At 64.3% G+C, this 22,890-nt stretch carries 26 protein-coding genes and 1 pseudogene; 10 read left to right on the forward strand and 17 right to left on the reverse strand.

The genetic code is table 11. The features are described 5' to 3' along the window. Positions 1 to 52: 52 nt before the first annotated feature. Positions 53 to 286, reverse strand: coding sequence for a hypothetical protein (locus tag K359_RS0102530; protein ID WP_029077926.1), 234 nt, complete (start codon positions 284 to 286; stop codon positions 53 to 55). 194 nt (positions 287 to 480) lie between these two features. On the opposite strand from K359_RS0102530, the gene K359_RS0102535 reads away from it, so the two are divergent. Together K359_RS0102535 and K359_RS0102540 are read left to right on the forward strand one after the other, a co-directional pair. After that, on the forward strand, positions 481 to 1,179 hold the full coding sequence (locus tag K359_RS0102535; protein ID WP_029077927.1) for a YafY family protein: 699 nt from the start codon (positions 481 to 483) through the stop codon (positions 1,177 to 1,179). Next, the gene (locus K359_RS0102540; protein ID WP_029077928.1) at positions 1,179 to 1,514 is read left to right on the forward strand and encodes a YkgJ family cysteine cluster protein; all 336 of its coding nucleotides are present in this window, start codon (positions 1,179 to 1,181) and stop codon (positions 1,512 to 1,514) included. Before K359_RS0102535 ends, K359_RS0102540 begins: the two co-directional genes overlap by 1 nt. A 9-nt stretch (positions 1,515 to 1,523) precedes the next feature. Here K359_RS0102540 and K359_RS0102545 read toward each other — a convergent pair whose 3' ends face one another. Next, the gene (locus K359_RS0102545; RefSeq protein ID WP_029077929.1) at positions 1,524 to 1,925 is read right to left on the reverse strand and encodes a hypothetical protein; all 402 of its coding nucleotides are present in this window, start codon (positions 1,923 to 1,925) and stop codon (positions 1,524 to 1,526) included. A gap of 170 nt (positions 1,926 to 2,095) precedes the next feature. Then, complete coding sequence (locus K359_RS0102550) at positions 2,096 to 2,449, reverse strand: DUF3307 domain-containing protein (RefSeq protein WP_083991990.1); 354 nt, start codon at positions 2,447 to 2,449, stop codon at positions 2,096 to 2,098. 435 nt (positions 2,450 to 2,884) lie between these two features. On the opposite strand from K359_RS0102550, the gene K359_RS0102555 reads away from it, so the two are divergent. Together K359_RS0102555 and K359_RS0102560 are read left to right on the forward strand one after the other, a co-directional pair. After that, positions 2,885 to 4,285, forward strand: coding sequence for a TAXI family TRAP transporter solute-binding subunit (locus K359_RS0102555; protein WP_029077931.1), 1,401 nt, complete (start codon positions 2,885 to 2,887; stop codon positions 4,283 to 4,285). 784 nt (positions 4,286 to 5,069) lie between these two features. Then, positions 5,070 to 5,576, forward strand: coding sequence for a PRC-barrel domain-containing protein (locus tag K359_RS0102560; RefSeq protein WP_245284491.1), 507 nt, complete (start codon positions 5,070 to 5,072; stop codon positions 5,574 to 5,576). Positions 5,577 to 5,751: 175 nt separating this feature from the next. On the opposite strand, the gene K359_RS0102565 is transcribed toward K359_RS0102560, so the two are convergent. Continuing rightward, complete coding sequence (locus tag K359_RS0102565; RefSeq protein ID WP_029077933.1) at positions 5,752 to 5,955, reverse strand: CsbD family protein; 204 nt, start codon at positions 5,953 to 5,955, stop codon at positions 5,752 to 5,754. 333 nt (positions 5,956 to 6,288) lie between these two features. Here K359_RS0102565 and K359_RS0102570 point away from each other — a divergent pair, with 333 nt between their 5' ends. Then, positions 6,289 to 6,777 carry a ferritin-like domain-containing protein gene (locus tag K359_RS0102570; RefSeq protein ID WP_029077934.1) on the forward strand — a complete coding sequence of 163 codons (489 nt, stop codon included), beginning with the start codon at positions 6,289 to 6,291 and terminating at the stop codon, positions 6,775 to 6,777. 198 nt (positions 6,778 to 6,975) lie between these two features. Here the strand turns inward: K359_RS0102570 and K359_RS0102575 are convergent, their stop codons facing one another. From K359_RS0102575 to K359_RS0102585, 3 genes are all read right to left on the reverse strand, one after another. Continuing rightward, positions 6,976 to 7,737, reverse strand: coding sequence for a Crp/Fnr family transcriptional regulator (locus K359_RS0102575; protein WP_029077935.1), 762 nt, complete (start codon positions 7,735 to 7,737; stop codon positions 6,976 to 6,978). Between the two features lie 201 nt (positions 7,738 to 7,938). Next, positions 7,939 to 8,301 carry a PRC-barrel domain-containing protein gene (locus tag K359_RS0102580; protein ID WP_029077936.1) on the reverse strand — a complete coding sequence of 121 codons (363 nt, stop codon included), beginning with the start codon at positions 8,299 to 8,301 and terminating at the stop codon, positions 7,939 to 7,941. Between the two features lie 91 nt (positions 8,302 to 8,392). Further along, entirely contained in the window at positions 8,393 to 8,599 is a 207-nt protein-coding gene (locus K359_RS0102585) for a hypothetical protein (protein WP_029077937.1), read from the reverse strand. 243 nt (positions 8,600 to 8,842) lie between these two features. On the opposite strand from K359_RS0102585, the gene K359_RS0102590 reads away from it, so the two are divergent. Together K359_RS0102590 and K359_RS0102595 are read left to right on the forward strand one after the other, a co-directional pair. Beyond that, positions 8,843 to 9,034 (forward strand): hypothetical protein, encoded by a 192-nt coding sequence (locus tag K359_RS0102590; protein ID WP_029077938.1) that lies wholly within the window; start codon positions 8,843 to 8,845, stop codon positions 9,032 to 9,034. 35 nt (positions 9,035 to 9,069) lie between these two features. Then, positions 9,070 to 9,285: a hypothetical protein gene (locus K359_RS0102595; RefSeq protein ID WP_029077939.1), complete on the forward strand. Its 216-nt coding sequence runs from the start codon at positions 9,070 to 9,072 to the stop codon at positions 9,283 to 9,285. A 239-nt stretch (positions 9,286 to 9,524) separates the two neighbouring features. Here K359_RS0102595 and K359_RS0102600 read toward each other — a convergent pair whose 3' ends face one another. Then, on the reverse strand, positions 9,525 to 10,397 hold the full coding sequence (locus K359_RS0102600) for a DUF6537 domain-containing protein (protein WP_029077940.1): 873 nt from the start codon (positions 10,395 to 10,397) through the stop codon (positions 9,525 to 9,527). Positions 10,398 to 10,428: 31 nt separating this feature from the next. Next, the gene (locus tag K359_RS0102605; RefSeq protein ID WP_029077941.1) at positions 10,429 to 11,097 is read right to left on the reverse strand and encodes a Crp/Fnr family transcriptional regulator; all 669 of its coding nucleotides are present in this window, start codon (positions 11,095 to 11,097) and stop codon (positions 10,429 to 10,431) included. A gap of 323 nt (positions 11,098 to 11,420) precedes the next feature. Between K359_RS0102605 and K359_RS0102610 the strand changes: the two genes are divergently transcribed. Together K359_RS0102610 and K359_RS50920 are read left to right on the forward strand one after the other, a co-directional pair. After that, positions 11,421 to 12,533 (forward strand): cyclic nucleotide-gated ion channel, encoded by a 1,113-nt coding sequence (locus K359_RS0102610; protein ID WP_029077942.1) that lies wholly within the window; start codon positions 11,421 to 11,423, stop codon positions 12,531 to 12,533. Between the two features lie 11 nt (positions 12,534 to 12,544). Next, positions 12,545 to 13,328 (forward strand): annotated as a pseudogene (locus K359_RS50920) (enoyl-CoA hydratase/isomerase family protein). 160 nt (positions 13,329 to 13,488) lie between these two features. Here K359_RS50920 and K359_RS0102620 read toward each other — a convergent pair. Both K359_RS0102620 and K359_RS0102625 read right to left on the reverse strand, forming a co-directional pair. Beyond that, positions 13,489 to 13,962, reverse strand: a complete 474-nt coding sequence (locus K359_RS0102620) for a DUF6157 family protein (protein ID WP_245284492.1) — start codon at positions 13,960 to 13,962, stop codon at positions 13,489 to 13,491. A 13-nt stretch (positions 13,963 to 13,975) separates the two neighbouring features. Continuing rightward, positions 13,976 to 14,632: a glutathione S-transferase family protein gene (locus tag K359_RS0102625; RefSeq protein WP_035975854.1), complete on the reverse strand. Its 657-nt coding sequence runs from the start codon at positions 14,630 to 14,632 to the stop codon at positions 13,976 to 13,978. An 83-nt stretch (positions 14,633 to 14,715) separates the two neighbouring features. Between K359_RS0102625 and K359_RS0102630 the strand changes: the two genes are divergently transcribed. Next, positions 14,716 to 15,711, forward strand: a complete 996-nt coding sequence (locus K359_RS0102630) for a YafY family protein (protein ID WP_029077945.1) — start codon at positions 14,716 to 14,718, stop codon at positions 15,709 to 15,711. Here K359_RS0102630 and K359_RS0102635 read toward each other — a convergent pair. The 6 genes from K359_RS0102635 to K359_RS0102660 all read right to left on the reverse strand — a co-directional run bounded on the left by K359_RS0102635 (position 15,708) and on the right by K359_RS0102660 (position 22,859). Continuing rightward, positions 15,708 to 16,118 (reverse strand): hypothetical protein, encoded by a 411-nt coding sequence (locus K359_RS0102635; protein ID WP_029077946.1) that lies wholly within the window; start codon positions 16,116 to 16,118, stop codon positions 15,708 to 15,710. The two genes, K359_RS0102630 and K359_RS0102635, sit on opposite strands and share 4 nt — an antisense overlap. A gap of 91 nt (positions 16,119 to 16,209) precedes the next feature. After that, positions 16,210 to 16,908, reverse strand: coding sequence for a nitroreductase (locus K359_RS0102640; RefSeq protein ID WP_029077947.1), 699 nt, complete (start codon positions 16,906 to 16,908; stop codon positions 16,210 to 16,212). Positions 16,909 to 17,023: 115 nt separating this feature from the next. Then, positions 17,024 to 18,268 carry an acyl-CoA dehydrogenase gene (locus K359_RS0102645; RefSeq protein ID WP_029077948.1) on the reverse strand — a complete coding sequence of 415 codons (1,245 nt, stop codon included), beginning with the start codon at positions 18,266 to 18,268 and terminating at the stop codon, positions 17,024 to 17,026. 117 nt (positions 18,269 to 18,385) lie between these two features. Then, a complete protein-coding gene (locus tag K359_RS0102650) occupies positions 18,386 to 19,633 on the reverse strand; it encodes an acyl-CoA dehydrogenase (protein ID WP_029077949.1) in 1,248 nt (415 codons plus the stop codon). Positions 19,634 to 19,754: 121 nt separating this feature from the next. After that, complete coding sequence (locus K359_RS0102655; protein ID WP_029077950.1) at positions 19,755 to 20,882, reverse strand: acyl-CoA dehydrogenase family protein; 1,128 nt, start codon at positions 20,880 to 20,882, stop codon at positions 19,755 to 19,757. Positions 20,883 to 20,990: 108 nt separating this feature from the next. Next, positions 20,991 to 22,859: an AMP-binding protein gene (locus tag K359_RS0102660; protein ID WP_029077951.1), complete on the reverse strand. Its 1,869-nt coding sequence runs from the start codon at positions 22,857 to 22,859 to the stop codon at positions 20,991 to 20,993. Positions 22,860 to 22,890: the final 31 nt, after the last annotated feature.

Genomic DNA, 22,890 nt, shown 5'->3' on the forward strand with positions numbered 1-22,890 from the left:
ATCGCCTGTGGTCGTGAAGTGAAGCTAGCGGCCCCCTGCTGCCAGCATGGTGTCAGCAGTAGTGGCATTCGCTGTCGAGCGGGCCGACCGGTGCGAGGCGGCGAACCGCCTCGCGAACGCGCTTGACCAGCCGTGCCCGCCCATAGGACCAGGCAGCGCCGATCGACTGTGCGACCAGCGCAACCAGGGCCCAGCGCAGGTCGCCGGAGGTGGAGTAGACCGTGACCAGTTGTTCCAGCGCGAAGCTCTGCGCTTGCCGGAAACCGAGTTCATCAAGATTCGTCATGGACAAATTCCCTTCACTTGAGGTGTTGTCCTGATATAGCCCCCACCTGCTGCCAACATGCTGTCAGCAGCAGGCGGACGGGACGCAGAAAAGCCGACGCGCCGAGCGACGAACAGAGCTGCCGAGATGGTTGTAAGACACTCGTCAAGACAGCGGCCAAGAGACCTGAGAAGAGAGCGACGAAGAGAACTGCCATGAGACGCGCCGACCGGCTGTTTCAGATCATCCAGGTGCTCCGCCGCACCCGTAAGCCCTTGACCGCGGATGCGATCGCAGCCGAGCTCGAGACATCGAAGCGGACGATCTATCGCGACATCGCCAGCCTGATCGAGCAGCGGGTGCCGATCCGCGGCGAGGCCGGCATGGGCTACATCCTGGAGAAGGGATTCGACCTGCCGCCCTTGATGCTGACGCCCGACGAGATCGAGGCCTGCGTGCTCGGCGCGCAATGGGTGGTCGGTCACGCCGATCCGGCATTGGCGCGCGCGGCCGAGGACCTGATGGCCAAGATCGCCGAGACCGTGCCCGACCGCCTGCGGCCATTCGTGCTGGAGCCGGCGAGCCGCGCCCGCTCCGCCTGGAACCGGGAGCCCGACCGCATCGACATGGTCAGGACCCGTAGCCAGATCCACGAGGGCAAGAAGATCACGCTCAACTATCGCGACGAGCATGGCCGCGACTCAGAGCGCACGGTCTGGCCGATCGCGGTCGGCTATCATGAGGCGGTGCGGCTGCTCGCCGCCTGGTGCGAGCTGCGCAAGGACTTTCGCAGCTTCCGCACCGACCGCGTGGTCACCGCCGTCTATCACGACGAGAAATATCCGGAGCGGCGCGACCTGCTCAGGGCGCGCTGGCGGCGCAGCCTGGTGTGGGAAGCGCCGAGGGACACCTGATGGCCGACAGCGACATCGACGCGACGGAGGCAAGCCCCTGCCAGTCCTGCGGCGCCTGCTGCAGCTATTCGGAGAACTGGCCGCGCTTCACCGTCGAGGACGATGCGCAGCTCGCGCTGATCCCGCCGCAATTCGTCAACACGCGACAGTCAGGGATGCGCTGCGACGGCGATCGCTGCTCGGCGCTGTCGGGGCGGGTGGGAGAGGCAACGCGCTGCGAGGTCTATGCGGTGCGGCCGGAGGTGTGCCGCACCTGCTTGCCGGGCGACGCGGAATGCGCGATGGCGCGGCGCCGGCACGGGCTGCCGCTCATTCCGAGCGCGCAGCCGGTTTGATCACGCGCTTTAAGCTATCACCGTCGCGGTGAACTCCTCGTCGTCGAGTTCGTCATCGACAACAGGCGCGAAGGTCGACAGCGGCTTGGTCGACAGCGTGATCGGCTTGCGGCCACCATGCGAGACGGTCGCAACGCGGGCCGGCTCACGCGCCAGCGCGTAGAGCGTCGACCCAACGCGGCCACCGAAATTGATCAGCTCGCGCTCGGTGCAGCTCGACGCAATCGCGACTGCGAGTGCGTGCAGATGGCTGCGGCGATAGCAGAACAGCGCCAGCCTCGCCCTGGCGTCGGGCGCGACATTGGCGACCAGCAGCGAAAGCCCGTTGGGATTGGCGCGGTACATCTGGCCGAGCAGGTCGTCCGCAACTGGGCAGGCATCGTTATCGAATGCGTCGCGGCTTGAAAACATTTGCAAATCCCCCTTGATCCGGAAGATGCCGCGCAATCCTCTAACGAAAGGTTAACCACGGCCTCCGGTCGTTTCCGGGGCCCCTTGCCCGTTGCACGCGAATCACATCCGCGCTGAAGCGGGCGGATGGTCAGTGATTCGAAACGAGAAAAGAAAGGTCCGGGAGCCGCTCAGTTCGCGGCCATGTAGATCGACAGCGCGAAGCCGGTGAGGTGGTGCAGCGCCTGGTCGACCCCGATCAGGGTCCAGAACCAGGGATGGCCTGACTCCAGCGTCACGCCAAAATGCGAGGCGCAGATTCCTTTGCACCGATCGACGATGATGTGGATCACGAAGTCGACGAAGGCGACGTACCAGAACCGCGGCGCCACCACCAGAATCAGCGCCAGCGCGACCGCCAGATGCACCAGGCAATGCGCGAGCAGCGGCATCGCCCAGCCGGTCTTCTGGTCCTTGCCGATCGCCATCCAGGCGTTCTGCAGCATGAAGTCGGCGATGATGTGCTTCGCGGTGAGAAGCAACATCCATCCCACCAGGGCACCAACCGACACCGACGATGACATGGCAGGAAACAACAAGCTGACGCCCTTTTACTTCGATGAAAGTGATTGCAGGAAATCCGGGTCAGGCCGTCAGCACAATTCCGCGAACCGAAGCTTGTCTCATTTATGACATCTCCGGCGGCGGAATGCACCTGCGGTTACTGCGAAAATCACATCCTCCTCCCGGCGTCGATAGTGGCGATGGTCATGCGGCAACGCAACGCGGGGCAGCCGAGGTTAAGGTTACGGCGGCTCGCCGGTTTGCATTCCCGCCCGGGAGGTATATCGTCAGGATGCAGGAAATTTTCTTTCTTTTATAGTCATTTACGGATTCACCGGGCAGCGCCGCGCCGATCCGGTTGCAGCCGAGGGCCGTCAAGCGCAGTCCCGGACGGGTGATGAGCCAGGTGATCAGCCATGAGTGCCGAAGCCCCCTCGCCTTCGCCAATGCCGCCGCGGCCGCGTCCCCCGGTCGCCAAGAGCAACCGCGCGCAGATCATCGTCTTCACCCTGCTGACGCTGTTCTTGAGCGCGATCACCGTGGTCGGCGGCCGGGTCTGGCTGCGCAATTCCGAGACGCTGGTGTTCGCGGTCGGCGATGCCAAGGGCCCGGAGGCCAAGTTCGCGGCACGTCTCGCCACCGTGCTGAAGACCAACTCGTCGCGGCTGCGGCTGAAGATCGCGCCGAACCCCGACAACGCCAAGGCGCTGGCGCAGTTCGATCGCCGCGACGCCGCGCTTGCCATCCTGCGCACCGATGCAAAGGTGCCGCCGCGCGCCCGCACGATTGCGATCCTCGAACATGACGTGGTGCTGGTGCTCAGCCCCGGCGGCAAGAAGATCAAGTCGCTCGCCGAGCTCAGGAAGAAGAAGATCGCGGTGGTCGGCGACGGCGAGAACAGCGTCAATTTCGTCCGCAGCGCGCTCGAGATTTCCGACAGCCCCGACGCAGCGCAGCGGGTGCAGCAGGCGCCGCCGAACACCCCGTTCGACAAACTGTTCGCTTCCGGCTTTTCCGCCGTGGTCGCGATCGAGCATGCCTCGAAGATCATAAAGGACAAGACCTACGAGCAATACGCCAAGCGCTCCGGCGGCTTCACGTTGAACGCGATCGACGCGGCCAAGGCGCTGGCGCGCAAATATCCGGCGATCTCGGAGGAGACGGTCTCGACCGGCATGCTGTCATCCTCGCCGGCGATCCCCGATGACGACGTCGACACCATCGGGCTGGAATGGCTGCTGGTCGCGCAATCCTGGATGTCCACGACGACGGCCGCCGAGCTCGCGCGCATCATCTATGAGAACAAGTCCGAGCTCGCGCTCGACGACGGCTTCGCCTCCAAGATCGAGCCGGCGGCGACCGACAAGGACGCCTTCATCGTCGCCCATCAGGGCGCCGCCGAATACATCAACGACGACACCAAGTCGTTCATGGATCGCTACAGCGACATGATGTATCTCGGCGCCGCCGCGCTCAGCATCATCGGCACGATCTTCGCCGCGATCTACACCAAGATCACCCGCGTCGCGCCGGAGAAGGCGAGCGAGCTGGCGGGCCGGATCCTCGACATCGGCGAGCGCGTCGAGCACACCACCTGCGCCGAGCATCTCGACGAATTGCAGGACGAGCTCGAGGCGATCCTGCGCGGCGCGGTGATCGGCTTGCGCGACGGCACCGTGTCCGGCGACGGGCTCGACACCTTCAAGCTTGGCTACGAGCTGGTCCGCGACGAGATCGCGCTGCGCCGCGATCATCTCAAGCGCCACCCGGCGGCACCGGATGAAAATATCGTGGTGGTGAAGGCCGCGAGCGGGTGAAGGTCGCGAGTTGTCGTTGTTATCGTCCCCGCGGTCGTGCCGCATACACCGCTGTCGTCTTGGCGAAAGCCAGGACCTATTGCCACCGCACTTGATGATGAACGGGATCGTGGCCCCAGCGTCGCGCAACAAGTGAGATTTGGGGTAATGGGTCCTGGCTTCCGCCAGGATGACACTGAGTGTGTTGCACGATCTGTGAGTCACACATCCGCATTCTCGCGACATGATCTGTCCGAGTCTTGCATCTCACTTCGCCACTCTGGAAGCAGAGGGCGCAGGGAAAGCCGGGTGCCGATCGCACCCATGGGCCCCGAGCGATGGTAGAAAGCTCGGGGGTAGGACCACAGGTGTAACCGGAGCAATCCGGCTTTCCCTGCGCGATGGGCTACGGCTTATACGTGCTCTCCCTGGCGAGACTGGGCTTGTTTGTCACCGCCTTCACAAAGCGCGTTCGCGTGTTGCGAGAGGACACCTGCCGCTAGGGCGTCAGGACCACACGACTTCACCGTCCGCATCACATGCGTTCGTCGCTCGCATGATCAGCGTCCACCGCATCTCACACCGCGTTCATGACGATCGCGACCCGCCCCTCGTATCGGGTGAGACGGGCAAACCATACACTGAGTTGTCATTCCGATAAACGGAAATATTTTTGCTGCGAGGGCTTGCGCCGTCGGGCAACTCAGTGGCAGGGGCGGATCGCCATCCGTTTCGGCGACGGACAGAGCTTGATCCGCGGTCTTCATTTTCAGCCTGAAAGCGACAGACGGGATCAAGGGTCGAGGTGGACATCACGCCATGGATCGTCGACCGGCGGGATTCGCGTTCGCATCTCGTGCCCCTGGCGAGGAACTTCTCCGCAAGCGTGAGGTTACAATTGCCTCATATGGAGGAGAAGAAAATGAACAAGTTGATTGCAGGATGCGTCGTTGCGGCTGGAATGATGACAGCGGCGCATGCCGCAGAGACCATGTCGGCCGCGCCCGCCGAGAGTTGGACCGTGACCAACTATTACAAGCAGTCGGTGTACGATCCGCAGCAAAACAAGATCGGTGACGTCGATGACGTGCTCGTCGACAAGTCCGGCAAGATCAACGGTCTGGTGATCGGCGTCGGCGGCTTTCTCGGTGCGGGAGAGAAGGACGTCATCGTTCCATTCACCGCCGTGAAGACGGCGAAGAAGGACAATAAATGGTGGCTGACCCTGAACGAGTCCAAGGACGGTTTGAAGTCCGCCCCGGGGTTCAAGTACGACAGGGCGAGCACGACCTGGGTCCCGGAAGGCAAATAGCCGATCGCGGCGCAAACAGCTGACGCCGCATTCGTGGTGGCGGTCACTCGAAAGCGGGGTCTCATCGAGACCCCGCGATCCCCACAGGTGCCACCAGGGCGCGCACCCTGCCCAACATCATTCTCTCAGGTCGAGATCCTTACAAAAAAAGCCCCGCGAGTGCGGGGCTTTTTGTTCACCACTTCTGGCGGCCATACCAGTTGTCGATCTCCTTCTGGGCCTGGTCCTTGGCGTAGCCATAGCGCTGCTGCAGACGGCCCTCGAGTTGGTCCTGCTTGCCGGCGATGACGTCGAGGTCATCATCGGTCAGCTTGCCCCACTGCTCCTTCACCTTCCCCTTCATCTGCTTCCAGTTTCCTTCAACCCGATTCCAATCCATCGTCAACCTCCATCATTTGGAGACCGATCAACCGAAGAGAGAGGCCATCGTTCCTAAGCTGCCCTGCGACGGATGGCCCCGTACATGACGCCTCCACAATCGTGCGAGAGCACGCAACGCAGTGGTGTAGATTCGCTGTGTTACCAAGTGCACTTAACGCTAGACAGGTCACGCAGTGGGACAGGCCGTGTTGACGCAGCTCGCGTCTCTACGACACGGAGGAAGAAGCGATGACGACGTGATTCCGGAAGGCGCCATCAGCCAAATAGGAACGTCGATCTCTACCGTGTGTTGGGGGCTCATCTGCACCATTCATTCGCAGCGGAGCCAACCATGGCCGAAAAAGACCTCAACGCTCTCTTCCTCGATACACTCAAGGACATCTATTACGCCGAGAAGCAGATCTACAAATCGCTGCCAAAAATGGCGAAGGCGGTCGCGTCCGACAAGCTCCGCGCCGCCTTCGAGAAACATCACGACGAGACCGAAGGCCAGATCGAACGCCTCGAGAAGATTTTCGAGCTGCTCGGCAAGCCGGCCCGAGGCAAGAAGTGCGATGCCATCGAAGGCATCCTCGACGAAGGCAAGGAAATCATGGAGGAATACGCGGACGCACCCGCGCTGGACGCCGGCCTGCTCGCTGCCGCCCAGGCGGTCGAGCACTATGAAATCTCGCGGTATGGCACGCTCAAAGCCTGGGCCGACAAGTTGAAGATGCCGGATGCCGTCAAACTGCTCGATCAGACCCTGAATGAGGAAAAGAAGACCGACGAGACGCTTACCTCCATTGCCGTCTCCGCGGTGAACGCCGAAGCGGCCTAAGGGGCAGTGTGATCCAGTTGAAGCTCGCGCACCCGATCGCCACCAACCGCGACAAAGCGCAGCGTAGAGGGGCGAGGGCCGGCTGGAGGGGGCGGCCCGGCTCATCGACCGCCATCGAGGTGCCGGGCGTCTCAATTGCCTGTTCCACCCGCGCCCGCCGAGGAGAGCGCCGTGCGCCTCGACAAATCGACCCGTCGATCACCCCGCCGCCACGTCCGTTGACATCCCGACGGCATCGAGCTGCCGTCCCTCATGATCCATGTGCAAATAGTTCGGGTTGAACAGGCCGGCGCGCATCAGCCGGTCGAGATCGGGGACAGCGAGCGTCTTTCCCTTGAGCACGATCAGGCCGTCGGCGCGCAGCTCCTGCAGCGTTCGGTTGACGTGGACCTTGGAGAGCCCGGTCGCGTCAGCAAGGTCGCCCTGGGTCAGCGGGAAGTCGCAGCTGTCGCCCTGGGTCAGGCCGGCGAGACGCAGGCGCAGCCAGATCTCGCAGAGCAGGTGAGCCATGCGCTCCAGCGCGGTGCGCTGGCCGAGGCTCATGGTCCATTCGCGCTGGATCGCGGCGTTGACCAGCGTCTCCCACCAGAACGCAGTGACGATGCGCGGATGTCCGGCCGCGACCTTGTCGAAGAAATCGCGGGAGAGGTCGGCGATCGACACCGCGGTGATGGTGCCGATCGAATGATCCATCTCACGCAGGATGAAGACGTTCACGTCGCAGATATCGCCGGGCAGGAAGAACGACACCACCTGGCGGCGGCCATCCTCGAGCTGCTTGTAGCGGCAGGCCCAGCCGGACAGGATCAAATGGACGTCCTTCGGCTTCTCGCCTTCTCGGACAATGTCGACGCGCGGACCGAAGTGACGGACGCGCTCGGTCGACGCGCGATTGAGAATAGCGTGGTCGACCGGCGAAAGCCGTACGAACTGCTCCAATTTCCGGACTAGCGACGCCAACGACATTGGTCTCCCCGGATGCTAAATCGGGTAACCGCCGCTCCGGCTTTCAATAACGTATGTTACATTGCACAGCTATTGCTGTATGTTCACTAGTGTACACACGCCGGAGGACGCGACGGCGACGTCCTCGGGCGCTGTACAAATCTGATGTCACTGGGGTGGCATCAGCAAAACGTGACGCCTGCAGGCCGATGTCCTTCAGACGAGCGGCACGCCGTAATAATCGTTGACCGCGCGTGTGGTGCCGTTATCGGCCCAATTCCAATCCCGCTCGCTGCCGTATTTCGGCGCACCGCGCAGCTGGCTCTCGGTCACGCCGGTGACATAGCCACCGAGCCGCGTGTCGTATTTGAGCGATTGCCACGGCAGCGGATAGTGGTCGTTGCCGAGACCAAGAATGCCGCCGAAGCCGAGCACGGCGTAGGACACCCGGCCGCTTGTCTTGTCAATCATGACGCGCTCGATCGAGCCGATTTTGCGTTCGTCTGATCCGTAGACCGCGGTGCCCTCGACCTTGTCGCTGCCGATGAGATTTCCGACCTCTTTTGCGTCTGTCGCCATGTCACATCTCCATTGATCTCTGGAGGCCAACGATGGACCGGGGTCATCGTTCCTGCCGCATTGCCGCAGTTGCTGCAGAGCGAAACGACGTTCAGCCTGTCGGGGGATCGCCGCTGTCGTCAGGCGTCATGCCCGAGCCCGGCGTCTTGCCGGCGTCATTCAGCTTCGGATCCCGCGTCGCTTCGCGTGTTCGCGACTTTCGGAGGTCGGTCTTCTGAGCGGTCTGCGCGCGCTCCTTGTCGGCCGGCTGCTCCTGACCCTTGTCGTCCTTGACGGTACCGTGATTGGAATGTGCCATTGCCGATCTCCCTTGGCTGATACCCCTAAAGATGTGCGGGCCCCGACGATGAAATTCGCCGAGGCCCGTCACCGGAGTGGTCCACTGCCCCCGGGGTGAAGAGCAGTGAACGCACGGGTGTTACGCGTGCCGCCGGAGATCGTTCCTGCGAAGCAAAAGACGAATTCGATCCGCTGATGTCATGGGTTAACGACGGCTTCCGGGGAACATGCCAAGTATTCCCGGTTCCAGGCCGGAGGCGGCATGATCAAGAAGAAACGCAACAGGGCGCGTCCCCCCGGATCGTTCGAGGACCGCCTGCAAAAATTTGCCGAAGATGCACGCCTAGCGGCACGCAAGCTGCCGCCGGGGCGGGAACGCGAGACGCTGATGAAGAGAGCCAGACAGACCGAGACGGTGATGGAAGTCAGCGAGTGGCTGACGCTCCGCAAATAAGCCGCGCCGGACACCGGCCCACAGGGAGGGCTGCGATGATCGAGGAGAGATTTGACTCACATACACTCGCCATCATGAATTTTGCGCTCGACCGGGTTTGTGCAGAGGCGCGTCATGGCGAGGAACATGCCACCCGCAAATACGTTGCCAAATACATCATCAGGTGCGCCAGAAGCGGCAGAACGACGCTTTCCGAGCTCACTGAAGCCGGACAGCAGGCGCTGACCAAGGTCACCGCCGCGGCGGAATAGCCGGTCGCAGCAAAGCCGCGGGCAACGCTGCCAGCCTGGACCCGTCATCCCCGCGCAAAGGCTTCGCCTTTGTCGCTGGAGGCGCGAGCCTTGCGGTGCACTTGCACCGCTGGGCGAGCCTCGAAGGATGCACGGCCACAGTCGGGCCGTCGACCCTTCGAGGGCCGCTGAAGAAGCGGCCACCTCAGGGTGACGGTCTACGTTCTACACGTCATCACGAGCGAGAACGTCTGCGCCTCTTACAGCGCCGCCGCCGGCACCCGGGCGCGGATCTCCGCGATCTTGCGCTTCAGTGCGGCCTGCCGCGGATCGGGCATGATGGCGGCGCGGGCTTCCGCAATCGCGACGGCGAGATCGGGAAGCGCGAGCGCGCCGTCGAAGGTCGGCTTGGCGAGCCCGTCGATGATCGCGTGCCAGTCCGCAATGCCCTGGCGATAGGGATCGCCATAGCCCTGGATCATGGTCGCGGTCTGCACCACCGCCGATGCGGCAGCCGGTTGCTTGGTGAGGCTGCGGTCGATCATGTGCAGCCAGCGCTCGACCCAGACGCGCTCCTTGGCATAGCGCACCGAGAACAGCCGCCAGCGCTTCAGGCCAGCCTCGATCCTGAGCCGGCGCACGCTGAAGCGGTTGTTGGCGCTGAAGCGGATCGAGACCCTGCGGCGGCGCCAGCCGAAACGATCGAGCACGGCGAGGATCGGATCGGCAACCACAGCCGGCAAGGCGTCGATCAGCTCGTCGAGACGAAATCGCTTGACGTCGTCGGCCGAGCGCGCCGCAAGGCCGCCCGCCGCATTGACCTCGCCGAGCTTGAGCTGCGCAATCCGGATCGCGTCCTCATAGGCCATCCGCTCCGCCATCAGCCGCGCGATGTCGGCGAGCAGGGCATCGTCAACGCCGCGGCGTCCGACGAAGCGCTTGAGCCGGTCGATATAGAGCTGGGCATAGCTCGTGCTCTGATAGGCAATCAGGAGATGGATGGCCTCGGTGACCGCAGGCCCGAGATGATCCGGACAAGCCTCGGGCAGCACGGGCGGCCCCTCGTCCTCGTCGCCGATGATATCGGCGAAGAGATAGCGGAGCGAAGCCAGGAGACTGTCGTCATCCGGCACTGCGGCGCCTCCAGAACTGGTCACGGCGGGCTCATGCAGGTTTTGGCTCCGCAACCTGCGGCGTGGTGTGTTGCGCGAGCCGCTGCTCGAGCGTCGAGATATTCTGGAACAGGCGGGCGCTGAACAGCCGCAGGAGGTAGAAGCCGAACGCCGGGTTCTGGACGTAAAGCTGCTCGACCTGGTCATAGGTCACCGACAGCACCATGCCGCCTTCGACGCATTCCAGCGTCTGGGTCCGTGTGTTCGACGGCGACAGCATGCCGAACTCGCCGACGATGGCGCCGACCGGCAGCTCGATGCCCGATTCGACCAGGCGGAAGCGGCCGCTGACGATGTAGAACATGCTGTCGGCCTTCTCGTCCTTGTAGAACAGGACTTCGCCCGCCGTGCATTTGCGCTCCGTCGTGAACGGCTTCAGCCACTCCATCGACAGATCGCTGTTGACCGATTTCTTCACGTTGCGGACCAGCTGCAGCATCTGGTGCAGGCGGTAGGTGTTCACCGGCAGCAGCACGGAATGCAGGATCAGCACGGCGTAATTGTGGGTCGGGATCGCGGTCGCGATCAGGATGATGTTGGTCAGGATGGCGAACACGCGCAACGGGATCATGGTCCGCATCGACAGCGTGGCGACCACGAAGATCGATGCGAATAGACTGCCGGCGGCGCCGGCGTGTTCCGCGAGGTGTGAGGTGTCCATCGGAAACCAACCAATGCTCAAGAAGTGAATAGATCGTCTTATTAGTCGCTTCATTCCGGGGCGGGTCGTATCGGCCGCCAGCATCCCTGATATACGGTGAAAAAGCGACGATTTGTCCGATTTCTCACATTCGCGGGCGCAAAATCGGGGCAGGATGGTTAGGCCTTTTGGGCCATTCGTCCAACGAACGGCTGTCCTGCTGACTTGATGCGCGAATGGCCCGCGCGTTGACGGCCTCAAGGAGGACGGGCACGTTGTGACGCAGGCTCCGCCGCGCGCGGGTCCCGATTTCAACAGTTCGTCGACAGGCAACCTCCGTTCTGATGTCCAAGCGGCTCGTCCTTCCGGCTTTGACCGCCTTCGTTTCGGCCACCGCCGGCCGCAACATGACCACGGCGGCCTATGTCGCGGTCGCGACCGGCATCGCCATGATGACGCTGCTGACGGTGCAGCCGGCCTATGACGCCGCCCCGCACTGGATCGGGGCGCTGCTCTCGGCCTGCCTTGCCTATTTCGTGTTCGAATGGGTGGTGCGGCTGCGCCATATGCGACGGCAGGGCAAGCTCTGGTTCTACGCGCTGTCCAGCGCAGGCGTGGTCGATGCAATCGGCGCGCTGGCGGTGCCGCTCGCCTTGCTCTCCGGCCTGGAGCCGAAGACGGCATGGCTGTTCGGCGTGCTCTGGGTGCTCAAGGTGGTGCCGGGCATTCCCGGCCTGCGCCAGCTCCGGCGCGTGCTGGTGGTGGAGTCCGGCCCGCTGCTCAGCGTGCTCGTGATCTTCCTGATGGTGGTGTTCCTGGCTTCCGTCGCGGAATATTTGCTGGAGCGGGACGTCCAGCCGCAGACCTTCGGCAGCGTGCCGGCGGCATTGTGGTGGGCGGTGGTGACGCTCACCACGACAGGCTATGGCGATGTGGTGCCGATCACCCCGCTCGGCCGCGTGGTCGCCGCCATGGTGATGATCTCGGGCCTCGGCGTGTTCGGGCTGTGGACCGGTATCCTGGCGACCGGCTTTGCTGCGGAAACCCGGCGCGACAATTTTCTGAAGACCTGGGAGACCGTCAGCAAGGTGCCGTTCTTCGCGCATCTCGGCCCGGCCGCGATCGCCGACGTCACCCAGGTGCTGCGGACCATGGACCTGCCGCCGCGCACCATGATCATCCGCAAGGACACCAATGGCGACTGCATGTATTTCGTCGCTGCCGGCGAGGTCGAGGTCGACCTGCCCGGGCGCAAGGTCAAGCTCGGCGAAGGCGCGTTCTTCGGCGAGATGGCGCTGCTCGGCAACGCCAAGCGCGCCGCCAGCGTCGCCACCAGCAAGGTGACCCGCCTGTTGGTGCTTGACCTGGTTGATTTCCGCCTGTTGATGGCAAGGCATCCCGATCTCGCCGAGACCATCGACGCCGAGGCGAAGCGGCGCGAACGTGAGAACCAATAATGGAGACCAAGATGGCTGACGCGGCCGACACCGCCAGCGGACCCGTGCTCGAGATTGCGGGGGCGCGCCACCATCCGCCTCAACCGGCCGAAGCATCTTAACCGCCTGCAGGCCGAGGATCTCGGCGAGCTCTTGAAGCTGTTCGACCGGATCGAGGCCGATCCTGCGATCCGCGTGCTGGTCCTGACCGGAACCGGCCGAGCGTTCTCCGCCGGTTACGACCTCAACTCGGTGGCCGAGCGCGCGGTGAGCGCCAGCGAGCAGCAGAGCGCGGGCTCGGCGTTCGAGGTTGTGGTCAACCGTCTGGAAGATTTGAGCGTGCCGACGATCTGCCGGCTCAATGGCGGCGTCTATGGCGGCTCGACCGACCTCGCGCTCGCCTGCGACTTCCGGATCGGCGTCGATACCGCGGAGATGTTCATGCCGGCGGCGCGGCTCGGGCTGCACTACTACACCAGCGGCATCAAGCGCTACGTCACACGGCTCGGCGTCGACAACGCCAAGATGCTGTTCCTGTCCGCGCAAAAGATCACGGCGCCCGAGATGCTGCGGATCGGCTACCTCACCGCGATGGTGCCAATCGACCTGCTCGACGAGGAGGTCGACAAGCTTGCAAATGTTTTGGCCGGCAATGCGCCCAAGGCGATGGCCGGCATGAAGCGCGCGGTCAACGAATTCGCCCGCGGCGAGCTCGATGCAGCCGCAGCCGACGCCCGCCACCGCGACAGCATGCGCGGCGACGAGATCAAGGAAGGCATCCAGGCATTCGCCGAGAAGCGGGCGCCGAAGTTTTAGCGCAGCGCTTCAAATCAATAGTACCGTCACCCTGAGGAGCGCGCTCTTGCGCGCGTCTCGAAGGGTCGACGGCCCAACTGTGGCCGTGCATCCTTCGAGACGCGCTACGCGCTCCTCAGGATGACGGCTTAGCAGCGACGCGCGACGCTTCACCCTCCCCTTACGCCCGCTTCGACCGCATCGCGCGGACTTGCGCGATCTCCGGATCGCCGGCGAGCGCCTGGTAGCGCTTGCTGTCGACGGCGTAGATCGCGATGCGGCCTTCGGTATCGGCGTGGACGCCCCAGCCGAAGCGCTTGCCGAGCGGCGAGGCGCGCATGCAGGCCTGGCCGCGCGAGAAGAACGCCTCGCGGGCGAGGCTGCGCGCCTGCTTCGCCACCTTGCTGTTCGCAGCCTTGGCATCGAGCGCGCGGCCGGCCGCCGACGTGGCGAACACCACGTCGTCGGATGTGTATTGGTACGGCGCGCCGGATATCATCCGGTATTGCAGCACGGCGACGGTCGGCTGGCCGCCGCGCGGCTGCGGCTCCTCACCGCTCCGCGCCGGACAATCCTCCGCCACGCGGATGAAGGTGTCGAAGCAGTTGGTGCTGTGCAGTGGGCTGTGCGGCATCTTTTGCAGTGTCCTGGCCATCACAACGCTCGTATCACACTCCGGCGGCCACAGCATGCTGCGCCGCCATCTCGTCGTCGGCTTCCGATATCCGTACAAGCGCCGGGCGCGCGGTGATGCGCTCGGCATAGCGGACGAACACGTCCCGTTTCGGCACGATACCGAACATCATGGTCCAGCTGAGCGCGATGCCCCAGAGGATATCGGCCGCCGTGATCTGCTCGCCGAGCAGATAGGGCCCTTTCGCGAGCTGCGCCTCCAGTGCGCCCAGCATGGTGTCGTAATCGGCGTAGGGCGACTGGGTGATCGGCGCCGGCTCGCGCTTCATGAAATGGTCGATCACGGCCGGCTCGAACGAGGCGCCGTAATAAGCGATCCAGCGCAGATACGGGCCGCGGCGTGGGTCGTTGAGCGCGGGCGTCAGGCCGGCCTGCGGAAACAGATCGGCGAGATAGATGAAGATCGCGACCTGCTCGGTGACCAGCGCGCCACCATGGCGAATCGCCGGCACCTTGCCGAGCGGATTGATGGCGAGATAGGCGTCCTTGCGCTGCTCGCCCGCCTTCATGTTGAGGACATGCAAATCATAGGGCGCACCGAGTTCCTCGAGCAGCACGCGCGTGCCGGTGGCGCGGCTTTGCGGCGAGTAATACAGCGTGACGCGGTCGGTCGTGGTTGTCGCGGTGGTCATGGGCAGTCTCCTTGCGCCGTCGGGCGGCATGGCCTCCTTATGTCCGCCTATACCTGACATCTTGTGTCAGGTATGATATGGCCATGCGCGCAAGCCGGCTGTTTTCCATCCTCACCACCCTGCAGGCGCGGGGACAGGTCACCGCGCCCGAGCTCGCCGAGGCCTGCGAGGTCTCGGTGCGCACGATCTACCGCGACATCGACGCGCTCTCGGCCGCCGGGGTGCCCGTCTATGCCGACCGTGGCGCGGAGGGCGGCTATCGCCTGCTCGATGGTTATCGCGTGCGGCTGAACGGGCTGTCGCAGGGCGAGGCCGAGGCGCTGTTCATGGCCGGCCTGCCCGGCCCCGCCGCGGCGCTCGGCCTTGATGCCGCGATGGTCGGGGCGCAGACCAAGCTGATGGCGGCGCTGCCGGAAAATTTGCGGCCGAACGCGCGAGGGATGCAGCAGCGCTTCCATCTCGACGCGCCGGGCTGGTTCGGCGAAACCGAGGAGCCGAAACACCTTCGCGCCATTGCAGCCGCCGTGCTGCGCGAGAACCTGATCGAAATCCGCTACCAGAGCTGGAAGGCCGAGAAGCGGCGGCGGGTGGCGCCGCTCGGGCTCGTGCTGAAGGGCGGCAGCTGGTATCTCGCCGGCCTCGTCGACGGCAGTGTACGCACCTACCGCGTCGCGCGCGTGCTGGATTGTGAGACGCTTGAGACGCCATTCGCGCGGCCGGCGGATTTCGACCTCGCCGCCTATTGGCGCGCCTCGATCGAACGGCTTGAGGCCGAGCTGCATCCGAACCAGGCCACGGTGCGGCTGTCGCCGTTGGGGCTGAAACTGTTCGATGCGCTGGCGCACCCCTACGTGAAGGCGCGGATGCGGCTTGCCGAAGGCAGCGAGGCCGACGGCTCGCGGGTCGCCACCATGCCGGTCGGCAAGACGGTGTGGCACGCCGCGACCGAGCTGCTGCGGCTCGGCGCCGAGGTCGAGGTGATCGCGCCCGCGGAGTTGCGCGAGAAGATGGCCGAGCTGACGGGCGCGATGGCCGCGCGCTATGCCGAGACGCCGGCGCGCCGCGCAGCCCGGCGCTAGTAACGGCTGTCGGAGCTGATCACGAAGCGGTCGAGAAAATTGACCGGCAGGATCTCGAACCGGTCCAGCGTCAGCGTAATCCCGGTCACGAAGTCGATGCCCTTGATCGTGCCGTAGAGGTCGATGCGCCGGCCGCGACGCAGGCCGCGCGTTTCAGGATGTTGCTCGATATCGATATGGGCATAGATCGGATTGTCGAGCCGCGATTGCCGGTGCCAGCCGCGCTGCAGGAAGCTGAACTGCAGCACCGAGCCCGCACCCCAGTCGATCGCGTCGAAGAAGCGGGTCTCCCAGGCGACCGGCTGGCCCAGATAATGCGCGGCGATGAACGCGTCGCGTTCGAGCGCGGGGAGACGGTGCAGCTGCCTGTTGATCCTGCCCGCCGTGAGCGAGGCGTCGTTCGCCATTGTTCTTGTTGTCGCTTTTTTTCTTGTCGTTTCTTGTTTGGTCGCTCTTGCCGCTTTTGTCTTTGCCCTGGGCGGACTCAGCCTTCAGGAATTATACGTCCACGAATGTGACAGTATCTGCCACGGTCGCACGCGAGGTGCGGTAGCTGTTCACCTTGTGTGCATGATCGGCATAGCCGAACGAGATGCCGCAGACAACCCGGCGATCGTCGGCCAGACCAAAATGGCGGCGGATCAGCCCGGAATGGCGGGCGATCGCGGCCTGCGGGATAGTGCCGAGCCCGAGCGCCTGCGCCGCCAGCATGAAGTTCGAGACATAACCGCCGCAATCGATCGCGCCATAGATGCCGAGCGGCTCGTTGGTGTGGATCACGGCAATGTGCGGCGCGCCAAAGAAATTGTAGTTCTCCAGCGCCTGTTTGGCATAGGCCGCCTTGTCGCCCCTGGCGATGCCGAGCGTGTTGTAGAGCTGAAAGCCGCTTTCGCGGCGGCGCTCCAGATAGACCCCGACATATTCGCGCGGCGGCGTGAAGTCGTAATCCTCGCCGAGGCCGCGCGAGGCCTCGGCATAGATCGCCTTGCGGAACCGTTCCTTGGCCGCGCCGGAGACGATCAGGACCTGCCAGGGCTGGCTGTTGCACCACGACGCGGTGCGCTGCGCAGTCGCCAGGATGTGCGCGATGGTCTCGCGCGGCACCTCGCGCGGCTGGAACGCGCGCACCGAGTAGCGCTCGTCGAGCAGCTCCTCGAGCGCGCCGATGCGGTCTTGTTGTTTTACGACGGCGTCCATTGCGCATCCTATTCTGCGTAGGGTGGGTTAGCCGAAGGCGTAACCCACCGCTTCTGTCGCACGTGGTTGATAGCCAATGGTGGGTTACGCTTCGCTAACCCACCCTACGATCCCCTCAACGCCCCTTGGTCGGGATCTTGTTGTAGGGCACGTCCTTGTCGACCCGGATGTCGCCGGGAAGACCGAGCACGCGCTCGGCGATGATGTTGCGCAGGATCTCGTCGGTGCCGCCGGCGATGCGCATCGAGGGCGACGACAGCAGCATCTGCTGGAACTGGCCGTTGGCCTGCTCCTCATCGGTGCCGGTGAGGCTGCCGGCCGCGCCCTCGAGGTCCATCGCATAGGTCGCGATGTCCTGCAGCATCAGGCCGGAGACCAGCTTGCCGATCGAGTTTTCCGGACCGGGCCGCTCACCCTTCGACAGCGCCGAGATCGCGCGGTAGCTGGTGTATTTCAGCCCGCTCGCCTTCACCGCCCAACTCGCGAGCCTGGAGCGCACCGCCGGATCGTCGATCGCGAGGCCATCCTCCAGCATCAGATTGGAGCAGAACTCGAACACTTCAGGCACGCCGGTCGCGAGCCGCGAACCGATCGACATGCGCTCGTTCATCAGCGTGGTCAGCGACACGCTCCAGCCCTCGCCGACGGCGCCGAGGCGCTGGCTGTCGGGGATCACGACGTCGGTGAAATAGACCTCGTTGAACTCCTGCATGCCGTTGGCCTGCTTGATCGGCCTGACCTCGACGCCGGGGCTCTTCATATCGAGGAAGAACATGGTGAGGCCCTTGTGCTTCGGCACATTCGGATCGGTGCGCGCGATCAACAGGCCATAGTCGGAATAATGCGCGCCCGAGGTCCAGATCTTCTGGCCGTTGACGACCCAGTTGTCGCCCTTCTTCTCTGCACGGGTGCGCAGGCCCGCAACGTCGGAGCCGGCCGACGGCTCGGAGAACAGCTGGCACCAGATCTCCTCGCCCGACGCAAGCTTCGGCAGATAGCGGCGCTTCGCGTCTTCGCTGCCCCAGGCCATCACGGTCGGGCCGCACATGCCCTCGCCGATCTGGAACGGCTGGGTCAATTTGCCGTAGACACCCTCTTCCTGCTGCCAGATCACGCGCTCGATGGGGGTGGCGCCGCGGCCGCCATATTCCTTCGGCCAGTGCAGGCAGGCCCAGCCGCCCTCGGCCTTCTTCTTCTGCCAGGCCTTGCCGACCTCGACCATGTCGTGCCTGGCGAGCTTGATGCGGCCGAGCGACGACTTTGACAGCTCCTCCTCGAACTCCTTCGGCGCGTTAGCGGCGACCCAGCTGCGGGCGAGGCTACGGAATTCGGCTTCCTGCGGCGTGTCATCGAAATTCATGGCGGCTCCTTGTTCTGTCGTTCCGGGGCGATGCGAAGTATCGAACCCGGAATCTGGAGATTTGTTATGCGGCTCGAGGTTCCGGGTTCGCCGCGTCGCGCCGCCCCGGAACGACGGTTAAGCTCTTCCCTTGGTCGGGATCTTGTTGAAGGGAACGTCCTTGTCGACCCTGATGTCGCCGGGCAGGCCCAGCACGCGCTCGGCGATGATATTGCGCATGATCTCATCGGTGCCGCCCTCGACGCGGGTGCCCGGCGCGCGCAGCAGCATCGCCTGGAATTTGCCGGCGACCTCGGCATCCTCTATCCCGCTCAAGGCACCGGCGGCGCCCTGCAGGTCGAGCGCGTAGGCCGCGACGTCCTGGATCATCGAACCCGCGACCAGCTTGCCGATCGAGTTCTCCGGCCCCGGCCGCTCGCCCTTCGACAGCGCCGAGATCGCGCGCATGCTGGTGTATTTCAGCCCGCTCGCCTTCACCGCCCAGTTCGCCAGCTTCGAGCGCACCGCGCGGTTCTCGATCGCCGGGCCGTCCTCCAGCATCAGGCCGTTGCAGAAGTCGAACAGCTCGGGGAAGCCGGTCGAGACACCGGCGCCGATCGACATGCGCTCGTTCATCAGCGTGGTCAGCGACACGTTCCAGCCGTCATTGACATTGCCGAGCCGCTGCGAGTCCGGAATCCGCACGTCGGTGAAATAGACCTCGTTGAAGTCGGAGGCGCCGCTCGCCTGCTTGATCGGCCGCACCTCGACGCCCGGGCTCTTCATGTCCAGGAAGAACATGGTGAGGCCCTTGTGCTTCGGTACGGTCGGATCAGTGCGGGTGAGCAGGATGCCGTAGTCGGAATAATGCGCGCCGGAGGTCCAGATCTTCTGGCCGTTGATCACCCACTCGTCGCCATGCTTCTCGGCGCGGGTGCGCAGGCCCGCGACGTCGGAGCCGCCGGCGGGCTCCGAGAACAGCTGGCACCAGATCTTCTCGCCGGAGGCGAGCGACGGCAGATATGTCCGCTTCTGCTCCTCGCCGGCGAACGCCATCATGGTCGGGCCGCACATGCCGTGGCCGATGATGAACATCGAGCTCAGGCGGCCGAACGGGCCTTCCTCTTGCTGCCAGATCACGCGCTCGATCGGCGACGAGCCGCGGCCGCCATACTCCTTCGGCCAGTGCAGGCAGGCCCAGCCGGCGTCGGCCTTCTTCTTCTGCCAGGCCTTGGCGACCTCGAGGATGTTGGCGCCCTTGAGCTGGAAGCGGCCGAGTGAGGCCTTGCGCAGCTCTTCCTCATATTGCTTCGGCGCATTGGCCGCGACCCAGGCTTTCGCCTCGGCGCGGAATGCGGCTTCCTGCGGGGTGTCGTCGAAATTCATGGTCTATCATCCCTCGTCGGTGCCGTAGGATGGGTAGAGCGAAGCGAAACCCATCTCTTGACCACCCGCTTCATGATGGGTTTCGCTGCGCTCTACCCATCCTACGAATCTACGATTGCCGTTACGCCGCGTTCTTCTTGCGCATGCGGTCGATCAGCGCGTCTTCCCAATAGGACAGGCTGCCGAGGCCGAGCGCCACCGCATTGGCGCGGCGGTAGTACATGTGGCAGTCGAACTCCCAGGTGAAGCCCATGCCGCCGTGGACCTGGATGTTGTTCTTGGCGCAGTGCTGGAACGCCTGCGTCGCGCTGATGCGCGCGGCGGCAGCGGCTTCCGGCAGCTCGCCGGCATTGGTCGAGAGCGCCCAGGCGCCGTAATAGCAATTCGAGCGCGCCAGCGTCGCCGAGACATACATGTCAGCCAGCATGTGCTTCACCGCCTGGAACGAGCCGATCGGACGGCCGAACGCGATGCGGTCGAGCGCGTAGTCGCGACCCATCTCCAGCGCGCGGTCGGCGCCGCCGACCTGCTCGAACGCCATCAACACCGCCGCGCGATCCAGCACCTGGGTGATGACGCTCCAGCCCTCGCCGGTCGCGCCGAGCGGCTCGGCCTTGCAATCCTTAAAGGTGATCTCTGCCTGGCCGCGGGTCAGATCGATGTTGGTGAGCGACTTGACTTCGACGCCTGAGGCCTTGAGGTCGACGATGAACAGCGAGATATCGGATTCACGTCCGCTCGAACCGGTGCGCACGGCCACCACCGCGAAGTCGGCGATCGCACCATCGGCGACCGGCTTCTTGACGCCGTTGAGTACGCCGCCATTGGCCGTGACCTTGACCGCCTTCGGCGACGGATTGCCGTGGCCCTCGAACAGCGCGAGCGTGCCGATGGCATCGCCGGTGGCGATCTTCGGCAGCCACTTCTGCTTCTGCGCGTCACTTCCGGCGATCAGGATCGCTTCGGCGGCGAGATAGACGGTCGAGGAGAACGGCACCGGCGCCAGCGCACGGCCCATTTCCTCGGCGATCACGCAGAGCTCGAGATGGCCGGCGCCCGCGCCACCAAACTGCTCCGGGATCGCGACGCCGAGGAAGCCCATCTCGGCAAGGCCCTTCCACAGCGCCTTGTCGTAGGGCGCCTTGCCGTCGAGCACTTCGCGCACGGCCTTCGGCGGGCATTGTTCGCTCAGGAATTTCCGCGCCTCGTCGCGCATCTGCTTCTGTTCGTCGGAGAAATCGAAATTCATGGCGCTACCCGCGTTGTTGTTTGGCTTCGTAGGATGGGTGGAGCGAAGCGATACCCATCGATTGCTTGGTCAGATGATGGGTTTCGCTGCGCTCTACCCATCCTACGGTCAGTTCAAAACGATCACGTCGTCGCCGGGCTTGTCGGCATAGAGCCTCTCGACCAGCGCGGCGCGGCGTTCGAGGCCGGCGCGCTGGTTGATGTAGCCCTTGTCGGTGAGCTCGTTGCCGTCGATCGACGGCGGCTCGACCATCAGCATTGCACGCGCGATGCGCATGCTGCTGCCGGTGGTCGACGCGTTGTGGGCCTGCAGGCCTTTCCTGAGGCAGGCGACCACGTCGGGATGCCGGATCACGTCCTCATAGCTCGCCTCCGCATTGCCGACGAGCTGACGGCAGGCGTGCAGGTTCGGCCAGCACAACAGGCCGATGAAGTCACGGTCCTGCCCCGCCACGAGCGCGTCATGCACGACCGGCGTCGCGGCCGCGATCGCATCGGTGCGCAGCGAGCCGACATGGACGAAGGTGCCGGTCGTCAGTTTGAAATCCTCGACCACGCGGCCGGCAAAGATGATGCCCTGCAGCGGATCTTCGGGATCGACGAACACACCGGCATCGCCGATGCAGTAGAAGCCTTCCTCGTCGAACATCTTGGCGGTGAGGTCAGGCTGGCCGAAATAGCCCGGCGTGACGTTGACGCCGCGCAGCCGCAATTCGTATTTCGCGCCGCACGGCACCATCTTCAGCTCGACGCCGGGGAACGGCAGGCCGATCAGGCCGACGCGCTCGGTGTCCCAATAGGTGCCGGTCGAGGTCGGCGCGGTCTCGGTCGAGCCCCAGCCGGTGTAGAACACAATGCGCTCGCCAGTGGTCTTCACCGCCAGCGCCTGCATGCGGTCGTAGAGATCGTCAGGCAGCCGCGCGCCGCCATAACCCATGATCGCGAGGTTCTTGAAGAAGCTCTGGCACAGCGCTTCGTCCTTCTCCATGACGGCTGCGAGCGCGGCATAGCCGGCCGGCACGTTGGCGTAATAGGTCGGCGACACCTCGCGCAGATTCCTGATGGTTTCCTCGAGCTGACCCGGCATCGGCCGGCCGTCGTCGATATAGAGCGTACCGCCGTCGACCAGCACCGGATTGAACGCGGCATTGCCGCCCATGGTGTGATTCCACGGCATCAAGTCGAGCACGGTCGGGATCGGGCCAGCCGTTTCACGCGGCCGCACCTGCATCATCATCGCCGCATTGGCGCACATCATCTCCTGGGTATTGATGACGGCCTTGGGCATGCCGGTCGAGCCCGAGGTGAACAGCAGCTTGCCGACGGTTGTGGGCGTGATCTTCGCGATGGACTCACCGACCGCGGATGTCACCGGCGTTGCGGCAAGCTCGGCAAAGGCCACGCTCTTGATGCCCTCGCACGGACGCAGCACGTGAATGACGGTGATCCCTGTGAGATCGATCGCCTTCAGCGCCTTCTCGAAGGCCGCACCGTCCTGCACCATCACGACGGCGGGCTTGATCAGGTTGAACAGATATTTGAGCTTGAGATGATCCTGGCTCATCAGCGAATAGGCCGGCGACACCGGCGCGGCCGGCAACCGTGCCTGCATCGCCGCCTGCGTCATCAGCGCATGCTCGATCGAATTGCCTGAGAGGATCGCGACCGGCCGGTCTCCGCCAACACCGAGATTGAGCAGGCTTTGCGTCAGCGCATCGACGGTGCGCTTGGCGTCACCATAGGAGACCTTGCGCCACTGCCGGTCGGGACCGCCGCGCTGCGCCAGCCAGATACGCTCCGGTGCCTGCGCCGCCCATTTGGCGAGATAGGCCGGAATATGCGTCTCGTAAGCCTGCAGCGGAATCCGCGACTTCAGGACGATGGTGCCGTCGTTGCGCCGCTCGACCGCGACGTCACGTGCGAGCCAGTCCACCTTGCGAAAGGCGGGTTTTGTCAGCATCGCCGCGTCACCATCCATTTTGCGTCTCCCGGAATTTCTTGTCCTTTGC

The sequence above is a fragment of the Bradyrhizobium sp. th-b2 genome, from assembly GCF_000426785.1.
GTDB lineage: Bacteria > Pseudomonadota > Alphaproteobacteria > Rhizobiales > Xanthobacteraceae > Bradyrhizobium > Bradyrhizobium septentrionale.